Genomic DNA, 18,345 nt, shown 5'->3' on the forward strand with positions numbered 1-18,345 from the left:
AGCGCCCTTCAACCCCCAATACCCCGCCACCGCACCAACCAGGCCGCGTTCAAACGCGTCTCATCCCCTGACCAAACCTCAAATCCTCACACACCAACCCGTTTCGCAGAGACCTCGCGAGCGCCGGGACCCAGGGTTGCGGAGGACGTAGCTGGCGGCCCTGGGTCCCGGCTTTCGCCGGGATGACGGCTTAAGAGAGGGCATGCCCCTCCCTCGCGACCTTTTCCAAGGACGAAATGACGACATGCCCAGGTTCAGGGTGACGGCTTTGGGTTTAGAGCGGCGCTTCGGTTAACGCCCCGGTGTGGTTATCGCTCTCCTCCGGCCAACTCCCACCTGAACAATTACTGTTAATGCCGTTAACCATTTGTTCGGCATCCCCCGGCCAAAACCTGCATGTCCACGAAGGGTGGCGAACAAAGGGGTGCGACATGGGGAATAGCCTCAAGAGTGCGCGGTTCCTGATTGAAAGCCGGCTCCGCGATGCGGTCCGCGGCGACGCGCAAGCCTGCTACGATCTCGGCATCGTCTATTCGTCGGGCGCCGACGGCGTCGACGTCGACCTGATCGAAGCGCACAAATGGTTCAACATCGCGGCGATGGGCGGTTCGGGCGAGGCGCAGATGTGCCGCGCCGAGATCGCCGAGGACATGACCGCGCGCGAGATCATCACCGCCCAGCGCGCCGCGCGCGACTGGATGATCGCCACGCAGAGCCGCGCGGCCTAAGTCCAGGCGCCTCCAGCGAAAGCGGGAGCTTCGCATAGTTTTCACGCAAAGGCGCGAAGACGTCGACTTTATTCTTCGCGCCTTTGCGCCTTCGCGTGAATCAACGGTCTGGCCCCGCTTTCGCGGTAGGAACGATCGGGCTGAGGCGCGCTCCGACCCTATTTCTTAGCCGCCGGCTTCTTCTTCGGCGCGGCCTTCGCCGCCTTGGCCGGCGCCTTCTTGCGGCCGCCCTTGCCCTTGGCGGGCGCCGCAGCGGCGCGGGCGTCGATCAGCTGGGCGGCTTCCTCGAGCGTCAGCTGGTCCTTGTCGATCGTCTTGGGCAGCGTCGCATTGGTGGTGCCGTCGGTGACATAGGCGCCGTAGCGGCCGTCCATCAGCTTGATCTCGGCCTCGGTGCGCGGATGCGCGCCCAGCACCTTGAGCGGCTCGCGCGAGCCGCCGCGCTGCGGCCGGCCGGCGCCGCTCGCCGCTTCGGCCAGCTTGACCACCGCGGCGTTCATGCCGGTCTCGAACACTTCCATCGTCGACTGGAGGCGGGCGTATTTCCCGTCATGCGCGAGATAGGGGCCGTAGCGCCCGATCGACGCAGTGATCGGCTTGCCCGTCTCGGGGTGGTCGCCGATCGTGCGCGGGAGCTTCAGGAGCTTGAGCGCCCAGTCGAGGTCGAGCTCCACATCCTTGGGGATCGACGCCCGTGCGGCTTCCTTGCCTTCGCCGAGCTGGATGTACGGCCCGAAGCGACCCGCGCGGCGGGTGACTTCGAGACCGGTCTCGGGATCCTTGCCCAGCGTGTCGTTGCCCCCGCTCGCGGCCTCGCCTTCCCCGCCCGGCTGGGCGAAGCGGCGGGTGTATTTGCATTCGGGATAGTTGGAGCACGCCACAAACGCGCCGAACCGCCCGCCGCGCAAGGACAGCCTACCGTTGCCGCACACCGGGCAGAGCCGCGGATCGGAACCGTCGGCCTTGGGCGGGAAGAGATAGGGTTCGAGGAACTGGTCGAGCGCCGCGGTGATGTCCGAGGGCTTCTGCTCCATCACTTCGGCGGTGCGCGGCTTGAAGTCCTTCCAGAAGGCTTCGAGCACCGCCTGCCACGCGGCACGCCCGCCCGAGACGTCGTCGAGCTCTTCCTCCAGCTCGGCGGTGAAGTCGTAGCTGACGTATTTCTCGAAGAAGCGCTCGAGGAACGCCGTCAGCAGCCGCCCGCTCTCCTCGGCGAAGAAGCGGTTCTTCTCGACGCGGACATAAGCGCGGTCCTTGAGGACCTGGATGATCGAGGCATAGGTCGAGGGCCGGCCGATGCCGAGCTCCTCGAGCCGCTTGACCAGCGACGCCTCGGAGAAGCGCGGCGGCGGCTGAGTGAAATGCTGTTCCGCGTTCACCGCCTTCTTCGCAGGCGTGTCGCCCTGGCTGAGCCTGGGCAGGCGGCGGCTCTCCTCGTCCTCGGCGTCGTCGCGCCCTTCCTCGTAGAGCGCGAGATAGCCGGGGAAGAGCACGACCTGGCCGGTGGCGCGGAGACCATGCTGGCCGGTCGCATCCTCGAGGTCGATCGTGGTGCGCTCCATCCGTGCCGACGCCATCTGGCTCGCGAGCGCGCGCTTCCAGATCAGGTCGTAGAGCCGGCCGTGATCGCCCGAGCCGACCTTGTCCTTCGTGAAGTCGGTCGGGCGGATCGCCTCGTGCGCTTCCTGGGCGTTCTTGGCCTTGGTCTGGTACTGGCGCGGCTTCTCGGGGACGTAATGGCCGTCGTAGCGGTCGACCACCGCCTTGCGCGCTTCCTGGATCGCGCCCGCGTCCATCTGGACGCCGTCGGTACGCATATAGGTGATCGCGCCGTCCTCGTAGAGCGTCTGGGCGATGCGCATCGTGTGGCTCGCCGAGAAGCCGAGCTTGCGCGCGGCTTCCTGCTGGAGCGTCGAGGTGGTGAAGGGCGGCGGCGGGTTGCGCGTCGCCGGCTTGGTCTCGACCGCGGCGACTGAGAAACGGCCTTCCTCGACCGACTTCTTCGCGGCCTCGGCAGTCCTGCCGTCGCCGATCGCGAGCCGGTCGAGCTTGTCGCCCTTCCACTTGACCAGCCGCGCGGTGAACGGCGTGCCGTCCTGCTCGAGGTCGGCGGTGACCGACCAATATTCCTGCGAGACGAAGACTTCGATCTCGCGCTCGCGGTCGACGATGAGGCGCAGCGCGACCGACTGGACGCGGCCCGCCGACTTGGCGCCGGGCAGCTTGCGCCACAGCACCGGCGAGAGGGTGAAGCCGACGAGATAGTCGAGCGCGCGGCGGGCGCGATAGGCGTCGATCAGGTCGGTATCGAGGTCGCGCGGATGCGCCATCGCCTCGAGGATCGCGGGCTTGGTGATCGCGTTGAAGGTGACGCGCTCGACGTCGGCCGGCAGCGCCTTCTTCGCCTTGAGCACTTCGCGCACGTGCCAGCTGATCGCCTCGCCCTCGCGATCGGGGTCGGTGGCGAGGATCAGCCGGTCGGCGTGCTTCGCCTCGTCGGCGATCGCCTTCAGCTGCTTCGACTTGTCGGCATAGGTCTCCCATTCCATCGCGAACCCCTCGTCGGGGTCGACCGAGCCGTCGCGCGGCGGCAGGTCGCGGACGTGGCCGTAGCTCGCGAGGACGCGATAGTCCTTGCCGAGGTATTTCTCGATGGTCTTCGCCTTGGCCGGCGATTCAACGATGACGAGCTGCATGGAGGTGCGTTCGATCCCTTCGCGTACGCGTATGAGGATGGGGAGCCGATTCCGGGTCCGTCAAGGAGGGCCGTTGCGGTCCACGGCGGCTGGACATAGTCGGACCGCTCCAAAGGCGCCACCCCGGCCGGACGCGATCGTCGCCGGAATGGAGTCCGCGAGCAACTGGCGGCGCGGGAGCGGCGCTGCCATAAGGGACCGATGCCCGATCCAGCGCTCGACCATGCGATTGCCCTAGGCCAAGCCGGCCGCACCCAGGAAGCCGCCGCGATCTTCGAACGGCTGGCGCAGGCCGGAAATGCCGACGCGCTGTTCCTCCTCGCGGACCTCCATTGGCGCGGCGAGCCGCTGCCGCAGAATTTCATTCGCGGACGCCAGCTCTTCGCCGCGGCCGCGTTGGCCGGCCATGCGATGGCACGCCGCGCGACGACCAACCTGATGGCGAGCGGCATCGCCGGCCCGCGGGATTGGCAGGGCGCGCTGATGCGGCTGCGGCTCGAAGCACAGGAGGATCGGCTTCGCGGCCATATGCTGTGGCTGATCGATCAGATGGCGCTCACGCCTCAGGGCGATCCCACGGCCCTGCCGCGCGGCGAGCAGCTGAGCGAAACGCCCTGGGTGGTGCGCTACCCAGCGGTCTTGAGCCGCGCCGAATGCGAGTATCTGACGATCATCAGCGAGCCCTGTTTCCAGCCCTCGATGGTGATCGACGGCGGGCGCGACGTGCGCGATCCGATCCGCACGTCGGACGGGTCGACGATGCACTGGCTGATCGAGGACCCGGCGGTGCACGCGCTCAATCGGCGGATCGCGGGGATCACCGGCACGCATACGTCGCAGGGTGAGTCGCTTCACGTGCTGCGATACCGTGTCGGCCAGCAATATCGCCGCCATTTCGATTGGGTGGGCAATGAGAACCGGCGGATCCAGACCGCGCTCATCTACCTCAACGACGCCTATGACGGCGGCGAGACCGAGTTCAACAAAGTAGGCCTCAAGGTGCGCGGGCAGCCGGGGGACGTGCTGGTGTTCCGCAACGCCGGTGCCGACGGGATGCTCGACAAGCTCACCGAGCACGCCGGCCTGCCGGTGACGCGCGGGACGAAATATCTCGCCACGCGCTGGATCCGCGAGCGGCGCGATCCGGCGTTCTTCGATTAGCCGAGGCTCGCCCGACCGCCCGCGTGCCGCTCCAGCCTGCCCGCCAGCTCGAGCTCGAGCAGCACCGTCTGCACCACCGCCGGCGCCAGGCCCGACTGGCGGATCAGCTCGTCGACGCTCACCGGCACCGGACCGAGCAACCTCGTCACCGTCGCGCGCTCGGCATCGCCCGGATCGCCAGCCGGCCCGCCGCCGAAGCCGTTCACCGGCGAGCGCACCGAGCGCAGGTCGATCGGGCGAACCGCCTCGAGGATGTCGGCGACCGACTGGACCAAAGTCGCGCCCTCGCGGATCAGCAGGTTGCACCCCTGCGCGCGCGGATCGAGCGGCGAGCCGGGGACCGCCATCACGTCGCGCCCTGCCTCGGCGGCGAGCCGCGCGGTGATCAGCGAGCCCGAGCGCGGCGCGGCCTCGACCACCACCGTGCCGAGCGCGAGCCCGGCGATGATCCGGTTGCGCGAGGGGAAGAAACGCGCGAGCGGCTCGGTGCCCGGCGGCTGCTCGGCGACGAGCAGGCCCTCGTCGCCGACGCGGCCCTGGAGCTCGCGATTCTCGGGCGGGAAGGCGATGTCGATCCCGCTCGCGATCACGCCCACCGTCCCCCGCGCGAGCGAGCCGAGGTGCGCCGCGGTGTCGATCCCGCGCGCGAGCCCCGAGATCACGGTCACCCCTTCCTCGCCCAGCCCGAGCGCGAGCTGGCGCGCGAAGCGACACGCCGCCGCCGATGCGTTGCGCGCGCCGACCATCGCGACGCAGGTGCGCTGGGTGAGGCTCAGCTTGCCGCGCACGATCAGCGCGGGCGGCGCCGTGTCGAGCTCGGCGAGCAGCTCGGGATAGTCGGAGTCGCCGAGGAACAGGTGGCGCGCGCCCAGCTTCTCGACGGTCGCAAATTCGCGCGCCACCAGCCGCGGATCGGCGAGCAGCGGCGCCCGCCCGCCGCCGCGCGCGGCAAGCATCGGCAGCGCCTCGATCGCCGCGGCCGGGGTGCCGAAGCGCGCGATCAGCTGGCGATAAGTGATGGGCCCGACGTTCGCCGAGCGGATCAGCTGCAGCGCGTCCGCGCGCGGATCACTCACGCCTGGCGCCGACCCTCGGCTCGGTGCCCGACAGCAGCCGGTCGACATTCTCGCGATGCTTCCACAGCACGATCAGCGCGAGCGCGAGCAGCGGCAGCACCAGCTCGTAACGGCCGAAGGCCGCGGCGCTCACCGGCGCGCTCACCGCCGCGATCATCCCCGCGAGCGACGAGATGCGCAGCCCCGCGAGCAGCCCCAGCCACACCACCGCATAGACCAGCCCGCACGGCCAGTGGAGCGCGAGCACCACGCCCATGAGTGTCGCGACGCCCTTGCCCCCGCGGAACTTGAGCCAGACGGGGTAGCAATGGCCGACGAACGCCCCGACCGCGCCGAGCACCGCCATGCCGGGGAAGAGCCGGTTCGCGAGCCACACCGCCAGCGCGCCCTTGCCGAGGTCGAGCAGCAGCGTCGCCGCCGCCAGTCCCTTGCGGCCGGTGCGCAGCACGTTGGTGGCGCCGATGTTGCCCGATCCGATCTGGCGGAGGTCGCCCGCGCCCGCGGCGCGGGTCAGCAGCACGCCAAAGGGGATCGAGCCCAGCAGATAGCCGAGCAGAAGCGCGCCTGCCGGCGCGAGCCACAGCAGTTGCTCCACGGGAGCCCCCTTTCGGTTTCCGCGGATAGGCGCTTGGGCGTGTTCACGCAATGATCCTGAGCAAGTCCCTTGGGGTACCAGCCGTGGGGGCTTGGGTCGGCGCACCTGCCACACTAGTTTCAGCCCGGCGAAGGTGTGCGAGGGAGTTGGCGTTGACGATCGACGAGCGAAGCCGGGCGGCGCTGGCCCGGCTCACCGAGAATGAGAAACTCTGCCTGCGCCGACGCCTCAGCCACCAGACCGCCAAGGAAATGGCGATCGAGCTCGGCGTCTCGCCGCATGCGGTGGAGAAGCGCCTCAAGATGGCGCGGACCAAGCTGGGGCTGTCCTCCTCGCTCGAGGCGGCGCGGCTCCTGGCGCTGGCGGAGGCCGGGTACGGCGGGATGGTACCCCAGCCGTCGGACCTCGCCGGCGGCGCGGGTTCGGGCGATCGGGCTTCCCACGCCGCAGCCAGGCCCGCCGATCGTCCCGGCCCGCTGCGGCGCCCGGGAGCTGGGACGATCGCCGGAGTATCCTTGATGAGCCTGATCCTGATCGCCGCCGCCGCGACCTTCCTCGCGCGGCCCGCCGCCGAAGCGCCGTCGATGGCGCAGACCGCACCGACCGCCACCGTCACGCGGACCGTGACCGCCACCGGCGAGCGCCGCAAGGCGGGTCCCGAGGAAGTGCGCGAGTTCCTGACCGAGAGCTTCGGGATCATGGACCGCGACCATTCGGGCTTCATCGAGCGCGGCGAGACTCCGCACATGTCGGTGCGCGTGGGCGAGGCCGGGAGCAATGGGCCGATGCAGCAGGTCGAGCAGACCCGTGCGGAGGCAATGTGGCTCGCGCGCAACGACCGCGACGGCGACGGCAAGGTGAGCCTCGACGAATATATCGCCGCGATGGCGCCGATCCTCGAAGCCGCCGGAGTTCCGGCGCGGTGGAAGCCGAAGGGGTAGGGCTGTCCCCAACCCGATGCGCAACCTGGGGGCGGTTGACGGTCGACCGGCGCGCGGCCACATCCGCGGCCGATGGCCGACGCCCGCCCTCTCCTGTTCTTCGATTCCGGCGTCGGCGGGCTCTCGGTGCTCGCGCCCACCCGCGCGCTGCTGCGGCGGGCGCCGCTCGTCTACGTCGCCGATTCGGGGGGCTTCCCCTATGGCACCAAGTCCGAGGCCGAGATCGCCGCACGCGTCCCCGCGCTGCTCGGCCGCCTCGCCGAACGCTATGACCCGCGGCTGATCGTCATCGCATGCAACACCGCCTCGACGATCGCGCTCCAGCACGTCCGCGCCGCGCTCGACCTCCCGATCGTCGGCACCGTCCCCGCGATCAAGCCCGCCGCCGAGGCGAGCCAGACGCGCGTGATCGGCGTGCTCGGCACCGACGCGACCGTCCGCCAGCCCTATGTCGACGACCTCGCGGCGCGCTTCGCGAGCGACTGCACCGTGCTGCGCCACGGCTCGGCCGAGCTGGTCGACCTCGCCGAGGGCGCCCTGCGCGGCATCGCCCCCCCGCCCGAGCGGCTGCGCGCGGTGCTCGACGGGCTGTTCGCCCAGCCGGGCGGCGAACGGCTCGACGTGATCGTCAACGCCTGCACCCATTTCCCGCTGCTCGAGGCCGAGCTCGCCGCGGCGGCGGCGCATGCGGTCCGCTTCGTCGACGGCGGCCCCGGCATCGCGCGTCGCGTCGCGCATCTGACCGAGGGACAGCAATGGCCCGACGCACCGCCGCCCGGCCGCGCGGTGTTCACCTCGCGCGACGCGGACACGGCTCCGCTCGGCCCCGCGCTGGAACGCTACGGCCTCACCACCGTCGAAACGCTTTGAGTCCTCCCCTCAGGCCTGGGCGGCAGACGGCATGGCGATCCCGATCTCGTTCAGCCGCCGCGAATAGCGCTCGGCCATTTCGAGGTGGATGCGCCGCGCGCCATGGTCGTCGGTGCGCTCGGCGGAATCGCGTTCCTGCTGTTCCCTGCGTCGGTAATATTCGATGTCCGGGTGGGACATGGCACGGCTCCGTCCTTGCAAGCGGGAGCACGAGTCTCTCTGCCGCGGGCTCGCTTGGAAACCGAGTCGCCCACGATGCCCCTCCATAGCAGCTTTGGCGGCCGCAGGCGCTAGACATGGATCAGTGGATGCGGCGAATCGATCGGAAGCTGCGTGAAGCGGTGGGTGGGACATTCCGTCTATGCTAGCACGCTGGAAAAGCCCGGCTTGAGTCGCTAGGGGGAGGGCCATGGATACCGAAGGCGCCATCCGCGGGGTCGATTATGCCCGCGTGTTCAACTCGGCGATCGACCGGCTTCACGCCGAGGGCCGCTATCGCGTGTTCATCGACATCCTGCGCAACAAGGGCATGTTCCCCAATGCGCGCTGCTTCGCCGGGCACAACGGCCCCAAGCCGATCACGGTGTGGTGCTCCAACGACTATCTCGCGATGGGCCAGCACCCCAAGGTGATCGCGGCGATGGAGGAGGCGCTGCACGATGTCGGCGCCGGCTCGGGCGGTACGCGCAACATCGGCGGCAACACGCACTACCACATCGAGCTCGAGCACGAGCTCGCCGACCTGCACGGCAAGGAAGGCGCGCTGCTCTTCACCTCGGGCTATGTCTCGAACGAAGCGACGCTGTCGACGCTCGCCAAGGTGCTGCCGGGCTGCATCGTCTATTCGGACGAATTGAACCACGCCTCGATGATCGCGGGCATCCGCAATTCGGGCTGCGAGAAGCGCGTGTTCCGCCACAACGACGTGGCGCATCTCGAGGAACTGCTCGCGGCGGACGACCCCTCGGTGCCCAAGCTGATCGCCTTCGAGAGCGTCTATTCGATGGACGGCGACGTGGCGCCGCTCCACGCGATCTGCGACCTCGCCGACAAGTATAACGCGCTGACCTATCTCGACGAGGTCCATGCCGTGGGCATGTACGGCGCGCGCGGCGGCGGCATCTCCGAGCGCGACGAGGCTGCCGAGCGGATCACGATCATCGAGGGCACGCTCGGCAAGGCGTTCGGGGTGATGGGCGGCTATATCGCCGCGGACCAGACGATCATCGACGTGATCCGCAGCTATGCGCCGGGGTTCATCTTCACCACTTCGCTGTCGCCGGTGCTCGTCGCGGGCGTGCTCGCGAGCGTGCGGCACCTCAAGGCGTCGAGCGCCGAGCGCGAGGGCCAGCAGGCCGCGGCGGCGACGCTCAAGGCGATGATGGCGGAGGCCGGACTGCCGGTGATGCCCTCGACCACGCATATCGTGCCGCTGATGGTCGGCGATCCGGTGAAGGCCAAGAAGATCAGTGACATCCTGCTCGCCGAATACGGCGTGTACGTCCAGCCGATCAACTACCCCACCGTGCCGCGCGGCACCGAGCGGCTGCGCTTCACCCCCGGCCCCGCGCATGACGAAGCGATGATGCGCGAGCTCACGCAAGCGCTGGTCGAGATCTGGGGACGGCTCGAGCTGGAGCTTCGGCTGGCGGCGTGATCGCGGGCGAGTCGGCTATTCAGCCCGCGCTGCGCAGCGTCGGCAGGATATGCTCTTCGTAGAGATAGTTGGTGAGCCCCGCGAGGTTGCGGCGGACTTCGTTCTTCACGGCCTCGGGCGCGCCGAGCGCTTCGAAAGGGTCGGCGGGCAGGCCCTCGGCCTCGAAGATCTGGGCGATCAGGTCGTCGGCGCCGCGCACCACTTCGGCGAACTGGCCGCGATAGGCATAGGGTTGGCCCAGGATCGCCGCCGAGGCTTCGTCGGCGGGGAGGAAGCGGACGTTGAACGCGTCGAACGGCGTCAGCTCGAGCGCGCCCATCAGCTGCGCCGAATGCCGGCCGTTCCAGATGTCGTCGGTGAGGATGAACTGGGTCGCGAGGCTGGCGCCCGGATGCGCAGCGGCGACGCGGGCATTCTCCTCGGCGAGGCGGCCTTCGTGCAGCTCGCGCTGGATCTTCACCCGCGCGTCGATCAGCAGCCCGATGTCCGACGGCTTCACCTCGGCCGGCACGGTGCGCTTCTTCCCGAATCCGAACATGGCGGAGTCCCTCCTCGGGCGGAGTATCGCAGCCAAGGATTAAGGGAGCGCCGACGCCTCAGGCGAGCGTGATGCTGCCGGCACCGAGTGGCAGCGCGAGCGGTTCGTCGAAGCGAACCGTCGCGACCTGCGAATAGTCGCCATCCACCGGCTCGCCGAAGATGTGGACGACCTCCCGGGCGATATCGAATACCCAGTAGTGGGCGATGCCCGCGGCGGCATAGTCGATGCGCTTGCCCGACATGTCGCGATCGAGGGTCGTGTCGGCGATCTCAATTGCAAGCAGCACCTGAGCGCCGATCAGGACGCGATCGGGCACCGTGCCGGGATGCAGGACCGAAATGTCGGCGGCGCGCACCGTCGTGTCGTCGATCCGGATCACGACATCGCCACCGACTGGGGCACCAGCCGAACGAAGCTGCGTGCCGAGCAAGCCACCAAGCCTGATCAACAGCTCGCCATGGCCCCAGTGCGACGGCATCATCTTCTCGATTTCCCCCTGCACCAGCTCGGCGCGCATGTCCTCGAATGCACCGCGGTCCATCATCCGCAGAAAGTCATCCGCGGTGAAGGGCACGGTGGGCGTCGTCCGGACGATCGGCGTCTGCTCGTTCATGCCGCTATCCTACGCGCTTACGCCGCGTCGCGCGACTCCCCTGGCAGCTAGCGGCGGATCACCCGCCGGCCGGAGATCCGGTCGAACCCCAGCCTGACCTGCCCCTTCAGCACGTTGCCTTCGGTGGTCAGCATGTTGTCGGCATAGTCGAAGCGCGGGCAGTCGGCGAAGATGAGGTAGTAATATTTCATCTGCTCGGACCACCAATAGCCCGGGCAGTGATCGGCCTGGCGCTTGGGATCGGCGGTCACGTCGGCGAGGTCGGTGTAGCCGTACTTCGCCTTGTTCCAGCGCTTCATCGCCAGGAAGTGCGTGCGGCAGATCTCGCGCCAGCGCTCGTCGCGGTCGATCAGCCAGAGGTTGAACGCTGCGTCGGCCAGCTCGGGGCGGAGCGCGTTCGACACCTCGACCGCCTTGCCGGTGCGGAAGTCATAGGCTTCGGGGAGCACCCCGAACCGGTCCTGCACCGCCGCCCAGCTCCGCACCAGCGCCGCGCCGGTCGCAGGCGCGCCGCCCTGCGCGAGCAGCCCGCCGTAGAAGGCCGAAAGCTCGTCCTGCTCGGCGTTGACGATGACGCCGGTCTCGAAGTCGACGTCGGCGATCCATGCCCCGTCGGCGGTCCAGACGAGCTGGTGGCGCAGGATCGCCGCGGTGAGCTCATGGTACATGCGCTTGCACTCGGCATCGCCGAACAGCGTCCAGGCGTCCCACAGCGTCTCGTAATAGCTGTCGGCATAGGAGCCGACGGTCGCGCGGCGCTTGCGCCATTCGCCGGTCTCGACGTCGATCTGCACCGCGAGCAGCCCGAGCTTCGAACGCTTCTCGAACAGTGCCGCCATCGCGCGGCGCGTGACGTCCAGATAGCGCGGATCGCCGGTGAGGCGGCTGAGCGTGCCCCATTCGGACATCAGCGTGCCGATCTCGGCGGGATTGCTGTGGGCGTCGCGCACCGCACCGGTGCGCAGATTGACGAAGCGATAGGGGAAACCGGTGAGCGTGTCGAACGCCGGCATCAGCCGATTCGCGAGGTCGCGCGCCTTCGCCAGCAGCACCGCGTCGCCGCAGCAGAGATGCGCCGAGAGCAGCCCGCCGAGCAGCCGGATCGTCGTCTCGAACACCGAGACTTCGCCGTCGACGTCGAAGTCCAGCTCGGCCCCGATCCAGTCGACGCCCGCCTGGAAGCGGCTGTCGAGCCCCATCAGCCACAGCGTGTCGAGCGCTTCGACCAGGCTGAGACCGAGGTGCGGCCCGGCCTTGATCGGGAAGCTCGAATGGCCGCCGCTGACCGGCTTGATCTCGTCCTTGCCCCAGGCGCGCTCGCGATACTGGTCCCAGGCCCAGGCCATCTCGGCCTTCACTGCTTCGCCGAGCGCTACCCATTGGCCGCGTGGCCTCGCGACGGCAGCGGCAGGCGGGGCGAGCAGCCCGGCCGCCGCGCCGCCCAGCAAGCCGCGCCGGCCGATCAACGCCGGGTCAGCGTCGCGCGCCAAGTGTAGCCGCGCCAGAGCGAACGGAAGTCGAGTTCCATATCGTGCGCCTCGGCGATGCGCCTGAGCACCGCGGGCAGTTCGCGGCGGGGATGGACGTGGAAGTCGTTCAGCGACTTGAAGTGGAGCTTCTTCGCCAGCGCCGGCAGCCGCTCGTACTGGCCGAAGTCGACGATGTGCAGGCTGCCGCCCGGCGCCAGGCTCGCGGCGGCGATCTCGATCGCCTCCTGCCAGGGCGGGATCATCGACAGCGTATAGCTCATGAAGATGCGGTCGAGCTTGTCGACGCCGAACAGCGTGTTGGTGTCGAACTTGCCGGCGTCGCCCTGCGCGAGCGTGATCTTGCCGCCGAGCCCGTTCTTGGCGACCGAGGCGCGCGCGGTCTCGAGCATCGCCTCGCTGATGTCGAAGCCGAAGAAGCGCGCGTTCGGCCAGCGCTTCGCGGCGACCACCAGGTTGCGCGCGGTGCCGCAGCCGACCTCGAGCACCGTCCCGCCCGGCGGAGGCTCCAGCTCGCGCACCAGCAGGTCGCGGCCGAACAGATAGAATTTCCGCGTGAAGTCGTAGATGTGGCGGTGGAAGCCGTAGACATTGTCCATCAGCCGCTTCTGCTCGGCGGCTCCGGCTTCCCCCTGCGTCGCGGTCATTGGTGCGGCTTCAGCGTCCAGAGGTGAGTCGCGCCATAGACCGAGGAGCGGTCGCGCCGGGTCCAGTCGTCGAGCTGCTCCTTGGGAGCATATTCCCACTGGTCCATCAGCGCATCGGGGATGTGGCCCTTGACCACGTCGGGGATCGCCGCGGTGCGGTAGAGCACGCGCGCGCCGGGCTTGGCGGTGCGGGTGATCGCGGTCCAGAGGCGGGTGAGCTGCGAGTCGGTCATCCAGTCCTGCGCGTCGAGCAGGATGTAGCGATCGAGCGACTGGGCCGGCATCGATTCGAGATAATCGGCCATATTCTCATGGCGGACCTCGACGCGGCTCGCGCGATCGACGACGTCCTTGTAGTTGTCCGCCTTGAGGTAGGGCGGCAGCGGCGCGTTGGGCGTGTCGCCATAGCCGCGGCCGAACGCCTGCCAGGCGAAGTAGTTGTCCTTGAGATCGAAGTCGCACGCCAGCTTCTCGAGCCGGCTCTTGAGCGCGCCGGTGATGCCCGCGCGGTCGTCGACCTTGAGCAGGTCGTATTGCGCCGGGGGGATGCCGAAGCCGAACAGCGCGGCGGGCTGGTCGACCAGCCAGCGCAGGAACTTCTTGTCGAAGAAGGGCGCGAACTTGGTCTCGAAGATCTGGCGCTGCTCCTCGCGGGTCTTGGCCTGGAGGATCTCGGTCGGGTCGATGCCATAGGCCTTGGCCATGAAATGGACGAAGCCGATGAGGTTGCCGAGCAGACCGCGCTTGTAGAAGCCGCTCTTGAACCCGCCGATGCGGCGGCGCCCGGCGAGGTCGCGGCCTTCCCAATAGCGGCGCGAGGTCTCGTCGAGGTGCGGGCGGATGTAGGTCTTGTACGCCTCGACGTTCTCGGGCCGGTCGGCGCGCGCGAAGAAGGCGTGGAAGCTGGCATAGTCGGGCAGGTGGAGCGCCGCCTGCTGCTTGAGCTTGTTGAGCGCGATGTGCGCGGTGTTGAGGTCGACCGCGGTGATCGCCTTGGGATTCGCGGTCAGGTATGACAGCACGTTGCAGCCGCCGGACGCGATCGTCACGACATGGCTGTCGGATGTGATCTGCAGCGCTTCCATGTCGACGTCGGGGTCTTCCCAGATCTGGGCATAGACCAGGCCGCGGAAGGCAAAGGTGAAGGCCCTTTCGAGAATGCCCTGCTTCGTCAGATGTTCGTGACGGAGCACCGCACCGCGCACGGCGCCGTTCTTCTGCGACTTGGCTATCGATTTCATCCCTGACTCCCGGAGGGGTGGGCTGCGAACCCGAACCCCCTCGCCTCCACGCGAAGCGAACCGGCGCCACCCTTGTGGCAGGAGGCGCCGGAAATCAATCCTTGGCGGCTCCACCCGCCGCACCGCCCGCGCACCCGGGCCATCGCCCCGACGCGCGGGCGCGCGCACACCTCAATGCGTCGCGTCGTCGATCGCGTTGCCGACCTTGTCGGCGCGGTTGCCGAGGTCGTCGCCGGCGTTCGACAGCGAATTGCCCGCCGCATCCACGCCATTGCCGATCGAATCGCTCGCGCCCTCGGCCATGTTGCCGAGCGCCGCGCCGGTGTCCTCGAACGAATTGCCCAGGTCGTTGGCGGCCTGGTTGGTCTGGGCATTGCACGCGGCGAGCCCGGCCAGCAGCGGCAGGGCGAGAAGAGCGGCACGACGCATCATGAGAGTCTCCCTAAATCAACATTTGGGGCCGCCGAAGCGCGGCCCGACTAGCCAGCGGCGCACGCCCGGCGTAAGGCGCGCGGCATGCCGCGCCACATCGCCATCGCTTCGGACCACGCCGCCTATGCCATGAAGGCAGAACTCGCCGAATGGTTGCGTGAGCAGGGTCATTCCGTGCTCGATCTCGGAACCGACGGGACCGAGAGCGTCGACTATCCCGACTATGGCTATGCCCTGGGCACCGCCATCGCCGCGGGCCGCGCCGAGCTCGGCATCGCGCTGTGCGGATCGGGCGTGGGCATCTCGATCGCAGTCAACCGCATCCCCGGGGCGCGCTGCGCGCTCGTCTCCGAGCCGGTCTCGGCGCGGCTTGCGCGCAACCACAACGACGCCAATGTCGTGGCGCTGGGCGCGCGGCTGATCGGCATCGAGATGGCCAAGGCCTGCGTCATCACCTTCCTCAACGCCGAGTTCGACGGCGGCCGCCACCAGCGCCGCGTCGACAAGCTGACCCATCCCGAAAGGACCCCCGCATGAGCACCAACCCCATGGACGCCGGGCTCCAGCCGGACGGTTTCTTCACCTCGACCCTCGCCGAGGCCGACCCCGCGGTGTTTGCCGGCGTGCGCCACGAACTGGAGCGCGAGCAGCACCAGATCGAGCTGATCGCCAGCGAGAACATCGTCTCCAAGGCGGTGCTCGAGGCGCAAGGTAGCGTCTTCACCAACAAATATGCCGAGGGCTATCCCGGCAAGCGCTATTATCAGGGCTGCCACCCCTCGGACGAAGTCGAGCAGCTGGCGATCGACCGCGCGAAGCAGCTGTTCGGCTGCGGTTTCGCCAACGTCCAGCCGCATTCGGGCGCGCAGGCCAATGGCGCGGTGATGCTCGCGCTCACCAAGCCGGGCGACACGATCATGGGGCTCAGCCTCGATTCGGGCGGCCATTTGACGCACGGCGCCAAGGCGGCGATGAGCGGCAAATGGTTCAACGCCGTCCAATATGGCGTGCGCCCCGACACGCACCTCATCGACTTCGACGAAGTCGAGGCCAAGGCCAAGGAACATCGCCCCAAGCTGATCATCGCGGGCGGCTCGGCCTATCCGCGGATCATCGACTTCGCGCGCTTCCGCGCGATTGCGGACGAAGTCGGCGCGATCTTCATGGTCGACATGGCGCATTTCGCCGGCCTCGTCGCCGGCGGCGCGCACCCGACCCCGTTCGGCCACGCCCATGTCGTGACCACCACCACGCACAAGACGCTGCGCGGCCCCCGCGGCGGCATGGTGCTGACCGATGACGAGGCCATCGCCAAGAAGATCAACTCGGCGGTGTTCCCGGGGCTCCAGGGCGGGCCGCTGATGCACGTCATCGCCGCCAAGGCAGTCGCGTTCGGCGAGGCGCTGCGGCCCGACTACAAGCGCTACATCGCCGCGGTGGTCGAGAACGCCAAGGTGCTCGCCGCGACGCTGAACGAGCGCGGCGCCAACCTCGTCTCGGGCGGCACCGACACGCACCTCGCGCTGGTCGACCTGACCCCGCTCGGCGTCACCGGCCGCGACGCCGACGAAGCGCTCGAGCGCGCCGCGATCACCTGCAACAAGAACGGCATCCCCAACGACCCGCTGCCGCCGGTTAAGACCAGCGGTATCCGCGTCGGCTCGCCCGCAGGCACGACGCGCGGCTTCGGGCCCGCCGAGTTCCGCGAGATCGGCAACATGGTCGCCGACGTGCTCGAGGGCCTGCGCAAGAACGGCGAGGCGGGCGACGCGCAGATCGAGGCGAATGTCCGCGAACGCGTCCGCGCCTTGTGCGAGCGGTTCCCGATCTACCCGGAGGCGTGATTTGATGCGCAGTTGCGCGTTCGGTGCCAGCCCGCATCGGGTGAACAGCGCCCCGCGCTGTTCAGGCCATGCCGGGGGCATGGCCGACCCAGATGCGCCCCACCCGGCCACCCAACGGCAGTGTATTCTGTGGGTGGCCGGGTGGGGGAGTGGGCTGGCACCGCTTCTCCGGCAGGAGCGATAGATGCGTTGCCCGTTCTGCGGCCATGAAGACAGCCAGGTGAAGGACAGCCGCCCCACCGACGACGGGGCGGCGATCCGGCGGCGGCGGCAGTGCGAAGCCTGCGCGGCGCGCTTCACCACCTTCGAGCGCATCCAGCTGCGCGACTTGACCGTGCTCAAGAGCGACGACAAGCGCGAACCGTTCGACCGCGACAAGCTGGTCCGATCCGTGTCGACCGCGTGCCGCAAGCGCCCGATCGACAGCGTGAAGATCGAGAAGCTCGTCTCGGGCATCCAGCGCCAGCTCGAGACGACGGGCGAGAGCGAGATCCCGTCGCAGCGGATCGGCGAGCTGGTGATGGAGGGGCTGAAGGGCCTCGATTCGGTCGCCTATATCCGCTTCGCCTCGGTCTATAAGGACTTCCGCGAAGCCAAGGACTTCGAGGAATTCGCCGGCACCGTGAGCGAGGCGGCCAAGGGGTGAGCCTGCCCCCCGTCATCGTCCTCGTTCGTCCGCAACTCGGCGAGAACATCGGCAAGGCGGCGCGCGCGATGCTCAACTTCGGGCTCGTCGAGATGCGCCTCGTCGCCCCGCGCGACGGCTGGCCCAACCCGTCGGCCGGGCCGGCGGCGAGCGGCGCCGACGTGGTGCTGGAGAAGGCCGCGGTGTTCGAGAGCGTCGCCGACGCGGTCGCCGACTGCGCGCATGTCTATGCCACCACGGTGCGCAAGCGCGGTGTGACCAAGCCCGTCCACACGCCCGAAGAAGCGGCGAAGGAGATCCGCGGCGCGGCCGGGCGCTCGGCGATCCTGTTCGGCCCCGAGCGGTCCGGGCTCGAGACCGACGACGTCGCGCTCGCCCGCGCGATCGTCACCGTGCCGATCAACCCCGAGTTCGGCAGTCTCAACCTCGCGCAGGCCGTGATCCTGATGGCCTATGAATGGTCGAAGGGCGAAGCGCTCGTGCAGCCGACCGAGGAGGAGCTCGACCCGCCCGCGCCGCAGGAGGAGCTCGAATCGATGATCGGCCACCTCGACGCGCTGCTCGACGAGACCGGCTATTACTACCCGCCCGACCGCGTGCCCGCGACCCGGCGGACGTTGCGCACGCTCCTCACCAAGCCCGCCTGGACCAGCCAGGAGCTGCGTACGCTGCGCGGCGTGCTCTCGGCGCTCGAAGGCAAGAAGCGCCCGCGCCGCTGAGCCGGTTTCCGAGGGTTTTCCAGTCGCCTGGCCGCAAATGCTGCAATGCGGCACTGGACGGTGCAGGCTGCTTGCCGCTAGGCTGCGAGTCGCGGCGCGATCGGGTGCCGCATCCATCCTCCCCTCGAAAGGCTGCCCGCGCCGATGCTTACGCTTGCCCTCGCCCTGTTCGTCGCTGCCCAGGATGTCCCCGCGCCCGCGCCGACGCCCGCCGCGGCTCCGGCGGCCAAGCCGCGCAAGATCTGCCGTACCGACGCGGCGATCGGGTCGCGTCTCGGGCGTGCTCGCGTGTGCAAGACGCAGGAGGATTGGGACCGGGACGACGGCGTGGAGCGCTATCGCCGCAACCCGGACGTGCCGAGCTCGCCTGGACGCAACTGACGCCGGGCCCTCGCGCTTGACTCGATGCGTCCGCCCCGCTAGGCGCCCGCCTTCGCAATCGGCCCCGCAC

Annotated in this window: 20 protein-coding genes; 10 read left to right on the forward strand and 10 right to left on the reverse strand. The window is 68.9% G+C overall.

Annotated features, from left to right (window positions below; all coding sequences use genetic code 11):
• Positions 1-431: 431 nt before the first annotated feature.
• Positions 432-728, forward strand: a complete 297-nt coding sequence (locus tag J7495_RS18100; RefSeq protein ID WP_294058299.1) for an SEL1-like repeat protein — start codon at positions 432-434, stop codon at positions 726-728.
• Between the two features lie 158 nt (positions 729-886).
• Here J7495_RS18100 and topA read toward each other — a convergent pair whose 3' ends face one another.
• A complete protein-coding gene (topA, locus tag J7495_RS18105; protein WP_294058300.1) occupies positions 887-3,424 on the reverse strand; it encodes a type I DNA topoisomerase in 2,538 nt (845 codons plus the stop codon).
• Between the two features lie 201 nt (positions 3,425-3,625).
• On the opposite strand from topA, the gene J7495_RS18110 reads away from it, so the two are divergent.
• Positions 3,626-4,585, forward strand: a complete 960-nt coding sequence (locus tag J7495_RS18110; RefSeq protein ID WP_294058301.1) for a 2OG-Fe(II) oxygenase — start codon at positions 3,626-3,628, stop codon at positions 4,583-4,585.
• Here the strand turns inward: J7495_RS18110 and dprA are convergent.
• Together dprA and plsY are read right to left on the reverse strand one after the other, a co-directional pair.
• A complete protein-coding gene (gene dprA, locus J7495_RS18115; RefSeq protein WP_294058302.1) occupies positions 4,582-5,661 on the reverse strand; it encodes a DNA-processing protein DprA in 1,080 nt (359 codons plus the stop codon). The genes J7495_RS18110 and dprA overlap by 4 nt on opposite strands.
• Positions 5,654-6,256: a glycerol-3-phosphate 1-O-acyltransferase PlsY gene (plsY, locus tag J7495_RS18120; RefSeq protein ID WP_294058304.1), complete on the reverse strand. Its 603-nt coding sequence runs from the start codon at positions 6,254-6,256 to the stop codon at positions 5,654-5,656. Before plsY ends, dprA begins: the two co-directional genes overlap by 8 nt.
• A 152-nt stretch (positions 6,257-6,408) precedes the next feature.
• Between plsY and J7495_RS18125 the strand changes: the two genes are divergently transcribed.
• On the forward strand, positions 6,409-7,197 hold the full coding sequence (locus J7495_RS18125) for an EF-hand domain-containing protein (RefSeq protein WP_294058306.1): 789 nt from the start codon (positions 6,409-6,411) through the stop codon (positions 7,195-7,197).
• Positions 7,198-7,269: 72 nt separating this feature from the next.
• Positions 7,270-8,067 (forward strand): glutamate racemase, encoded by a 798-nt coding sequence (gene murI / locus J7495_RS18130; protein WP_294058307.1) that lies wholly within the window; start codon positions 7,270-7,272, stop codon positions 8,065-8,067.
• A 9-nt stretch (positions 8,068-8,076) separates the two neighbouring features.
• Here the strand turns inward: murI and J7495_RS18135 are convergent, their stop codons facing one another.
• Complete coding sequence (locus J7495_RS18135; RefSeq protein WP_294058308.1) at positions 8,077-8,247, reverse strand: hypothetical protein; 171 nt, start codon at positions 8,245-8,247, stop codon at positions 8,077-8,079.
• A gap of 229 nt (positions 8,248-8,476) precedes the next feature.
• Between J7495_RS18135 and hemA the strand changes: the two genes are divergently transcribed.
• On the forward strand, positions 8,477-9,724 hold the full coding sequence (gene hemA, locus J7495_RS18140; protein WP_294058309.1) for a 5-aminolevulinate synthase: 1,248 nt from the start codon (positions 8,477-8,479) through the stop codon (positions 9,722-9,724).
• A 19-nt stretch (positions 9,725-9,743) separates the two neighbouring features.
• Here hemA and J7495_RS18145 read toward each other — a convergent pair whose 3' ends face one another.
• From J7495_RS18145 to J7495_RS18170, 6 genes are all read right to left on the reverse strand, one after another.
• Positions 9,744-10,262: a hypothetical protein gene (locus tag J7495_RS18145; RefSeq protein WP_294058310.1), complete on the reverse strand. Its 519-nt coding sequence runs from the start codon at positions 10,260-10,262 to the stop codon at positions 9,744-9,746.
• Positions 10,263-10,320: 58 nt separating this feature from the next.
• Positions 10,321-10,878, reverse strand: a complete 558-nt coding sequence (locus J7495_RS18150) for a Uma2 family endonuclease (protein WP_294058311.1) — start codon at positions 10,876-10,878, stop codon at positions 10,321-10,323.
• 47 nt (positions 10,879-10,925) lie between these two features.
• Complete coding sequence (locus J7495_RS18155; protein ID WP_294058312.1) at positions 10,926-12,368, reverse strand: glycoside hydrolase family 47 protein; 1,443 nt, start codon at positions 12,366-12,368, stop codon at positions 10,926-10,928.
• Complete coding sequence (locus tag J7495_RS18160) at positions 12,341-13,012, reverse strand: class I SAM-dependent methyltransferase (protein ID WP_294058314.1); 672 nt, start codon at positions 13,010-13,012, stop codon at positions 12,341-12,343. Before J7495_RS18160 ends, J7495_RS18155 begins: the two co-directional genes overlap by 28 nt.
• Positions 13,009-14,253: a DUF3419 family protein gene (locus tag J7495_RS18165; RefSeq protein ID WP_294058316.1), complete on the reverse strand. Its 1,245-nt coding sequence runs from the start codon at positions 14,251-14,253 to the stop codon at positions 13,009-13,011. The genes J7495_RS18160 and J7495_RS18165 overlap by 4 nt, the downstream gene beginning before the upstream one ends.
• 171 nt (positions 14,254-14,424) lie before the next feature.
• Positions 14,425-14,685, reverse strand: coding sequence for a hypothetical protein (locus tag J7495_RS18170; protein WP_294058318.1), 261 nt, complete (start codon positions 14,683-14,685; stop codon positions 14,425-14,427).
• Positions 14,686-14,769: 84 nt separating this feature from the next.
• Here J7495_RS18170 and rpiB point away from each other — a divergent pair, with 84 nt between their 5' ends.
• The 5 genes from rpiB (at position 14,770) to J7495_RS18195 (ending at position 18,275) form a co-directional block, all read left to right on the forward strand.
• Positions 14,770-15,222, forward strand: a complete 453-nt coding sequence (rpiB, locus tag J7495_RS18175) for a ribose 5-phosphate isomerase B (RefSeq protein ID WP_294058319.1) — start codon at positions 14,770-14,772, stop codon at positions 15,220-15,222.
• A complete protein-coding gene (gene glyA, locus J7495_RS18180; protein ID WP_294058321.1) occupies positions 15,219-16,529 on the forward strand; it encodes a serine hydroxymethyltransferase in 1,311 nt (436 codons plus the stop codon). Before rpiB ends, glyA begins: the two co-directional genes overlap by 4 nt.
• A 184-nt stretch (positions 16,530-16,713) precedes the next feature.
• The gene (gene nrdR, locus J7495_RS18185; RefSeq protein ID WP_294058323.1) at positions 16,714-17,175 is read left to right on the forward strand and encodes a transcriptional regulator NrdR; all 462 of its coding nucleotides are present in this window, start codon (positions 16,714-16,716) and stop codon (positions 17,173-17,175) included.
• The gene (locus J7495_RS18190) at positions 17,172-17,894 is read left to right on the forward strand and encodes an RNA methyltransferase (RefSeq protein ID WP_294058324.1); all 723 of its coding nucleotides are present in this window, start codon (positions 17,172-17,174) and stop codon (positions 17,892-17,894) included. Before nrdR ends, J7495_RS18190 begins: the two co-directional genes overlap by 4 nt.
• A 144-nt stretch (positions 17,895-18,038) precedes the next feature.
• Complete coding sequence (locus J7495_RS18195; protein ID WP_294058325.1) at positions 18,039-18,275, forward strand: hypothetical protein; 237 nt, start codon at positions 18,039-18,041, stop codon at positions 18,273-18,275.
• Positions 18,276-18,345: the final 70 nt, after the last annotated feature.

Origin of the sequence: Sphingomonas sp. (genome assembly GCF_017745215.1) — a bacterium.
Taxonomy (GTDB): domain Bacteria; phylum Pseudomonadota; class Alphaproteobacteria; order Sphingomonadales; family Sphingomonadaceae; genus Sphingomonas.

Excerpts from the sequence above, each read along its gene's own strand:
- J7495_RS18110 (WP_294058301.1), top strand. The coding sequence starts at position 3,626 with ATGCCCGATCCAGCGCTCGACCATGCGATTGCCCTAGGCCAAGCCGGC.
- J7495_RS18160 (WP_294058314.1), bottom strand. The coding sequence starts at position 13,012 with ATGACCGCGACGCAGGGGGAAGCCGGAGCCGCCGAGCAGAAGCGGCTG.
- nrdR (WP_294058323.1), top strand. The coding sequence starts at position 16,714 with ATGCGTTGCCCGTTCTGCGGCCATGAAGACAGCCAGGTGAAGGACAGC.
- J7495_RS18145 (WP_294058310.1), bottom strand. The coding sequence starts at position 10,262 with ATGTTCGGATTCGGGAAGAAGCGCACCGTGCCGGCCGAGGTGAAGCCG.
- J7495_RS18100 (WP_294058299.1), top strand. The coding sequence starts at position 432 with ATGGGGAATAGCCTCAAGAGTGCGCGGTTCCTGATTGAAAGCCGGCTC.
- glyA (WP_294058321.1), top strand. The coding sequence starts at position 15,219 with ATGAGCACCAACCCCATGGACGCCGGGCTCCAGCCGGACGGTTTCTTC.
- hemA (WP_294058309.1), top strand. The coding sequence starts at position 8,477 with ATGGATACCGAAGGCGCCATCCGCGGGGTCGATTATGCCCGCGTGTTC.
- J7495_RS18165 (WP_294058316.1), bottom strand. The coding sequence starts at position 14,253 with ATGAAATCGATAGCCAAGTCGCAGAAGAACGGCGCCGTGCGCGGTGCG.
- murI (WP_294058307.1), top strand. The coding sequence starts at position 7,270 with ATGGCCGACGCCCGCCCTCTCCTGTTCTTCGATTCCGGCGTCGGCGGG.
- rpiB (WP_294058319.1), top strand. The coding sequence starts at position 14,770 with ATGCCGCGCCACATCGCCATCGCTTCGGACCACGCCGCCTATGCCATG.
- topA (WP_294058300.1), bottom strand. The coding sequence starts at position 3,424 with ATGCAGCTCGTCATCGTTGAATCGCCGGCCAAGGCGAAGACCATCGAG.
- J7495_RS18195 (WP_294058325.1), top strand. The coding sequence starts at position 18,039 with ATGCTTACGCTTGCCCTCGCCCTGTTCGTCGCTGCCCAGGATGTCCCC.
- J7495_RS18150 (WP_294058311.1), bottom strand. The coding sequence starts at position 10,878 with ATGAACGAGCAGACGCCGATCGTCCGGACGACGCCCACCGTGCCCTTC.
- J7495_RS18135 (WP_294058308.1), bottom strand. The coding sequence starts at position 8,247 with ATGTCCCACCCGGACATCGAATATTACCGACGCAGGGAACAGCAGGAA.
- J7495_RS18170 (WP_294058318.1), bottom strand. The coding sequence starts at position 14,685 with ATGATGCGTCGTGCCGCTCTTCTCGCCCTGCCGCTGCTGGCCGGGCTC.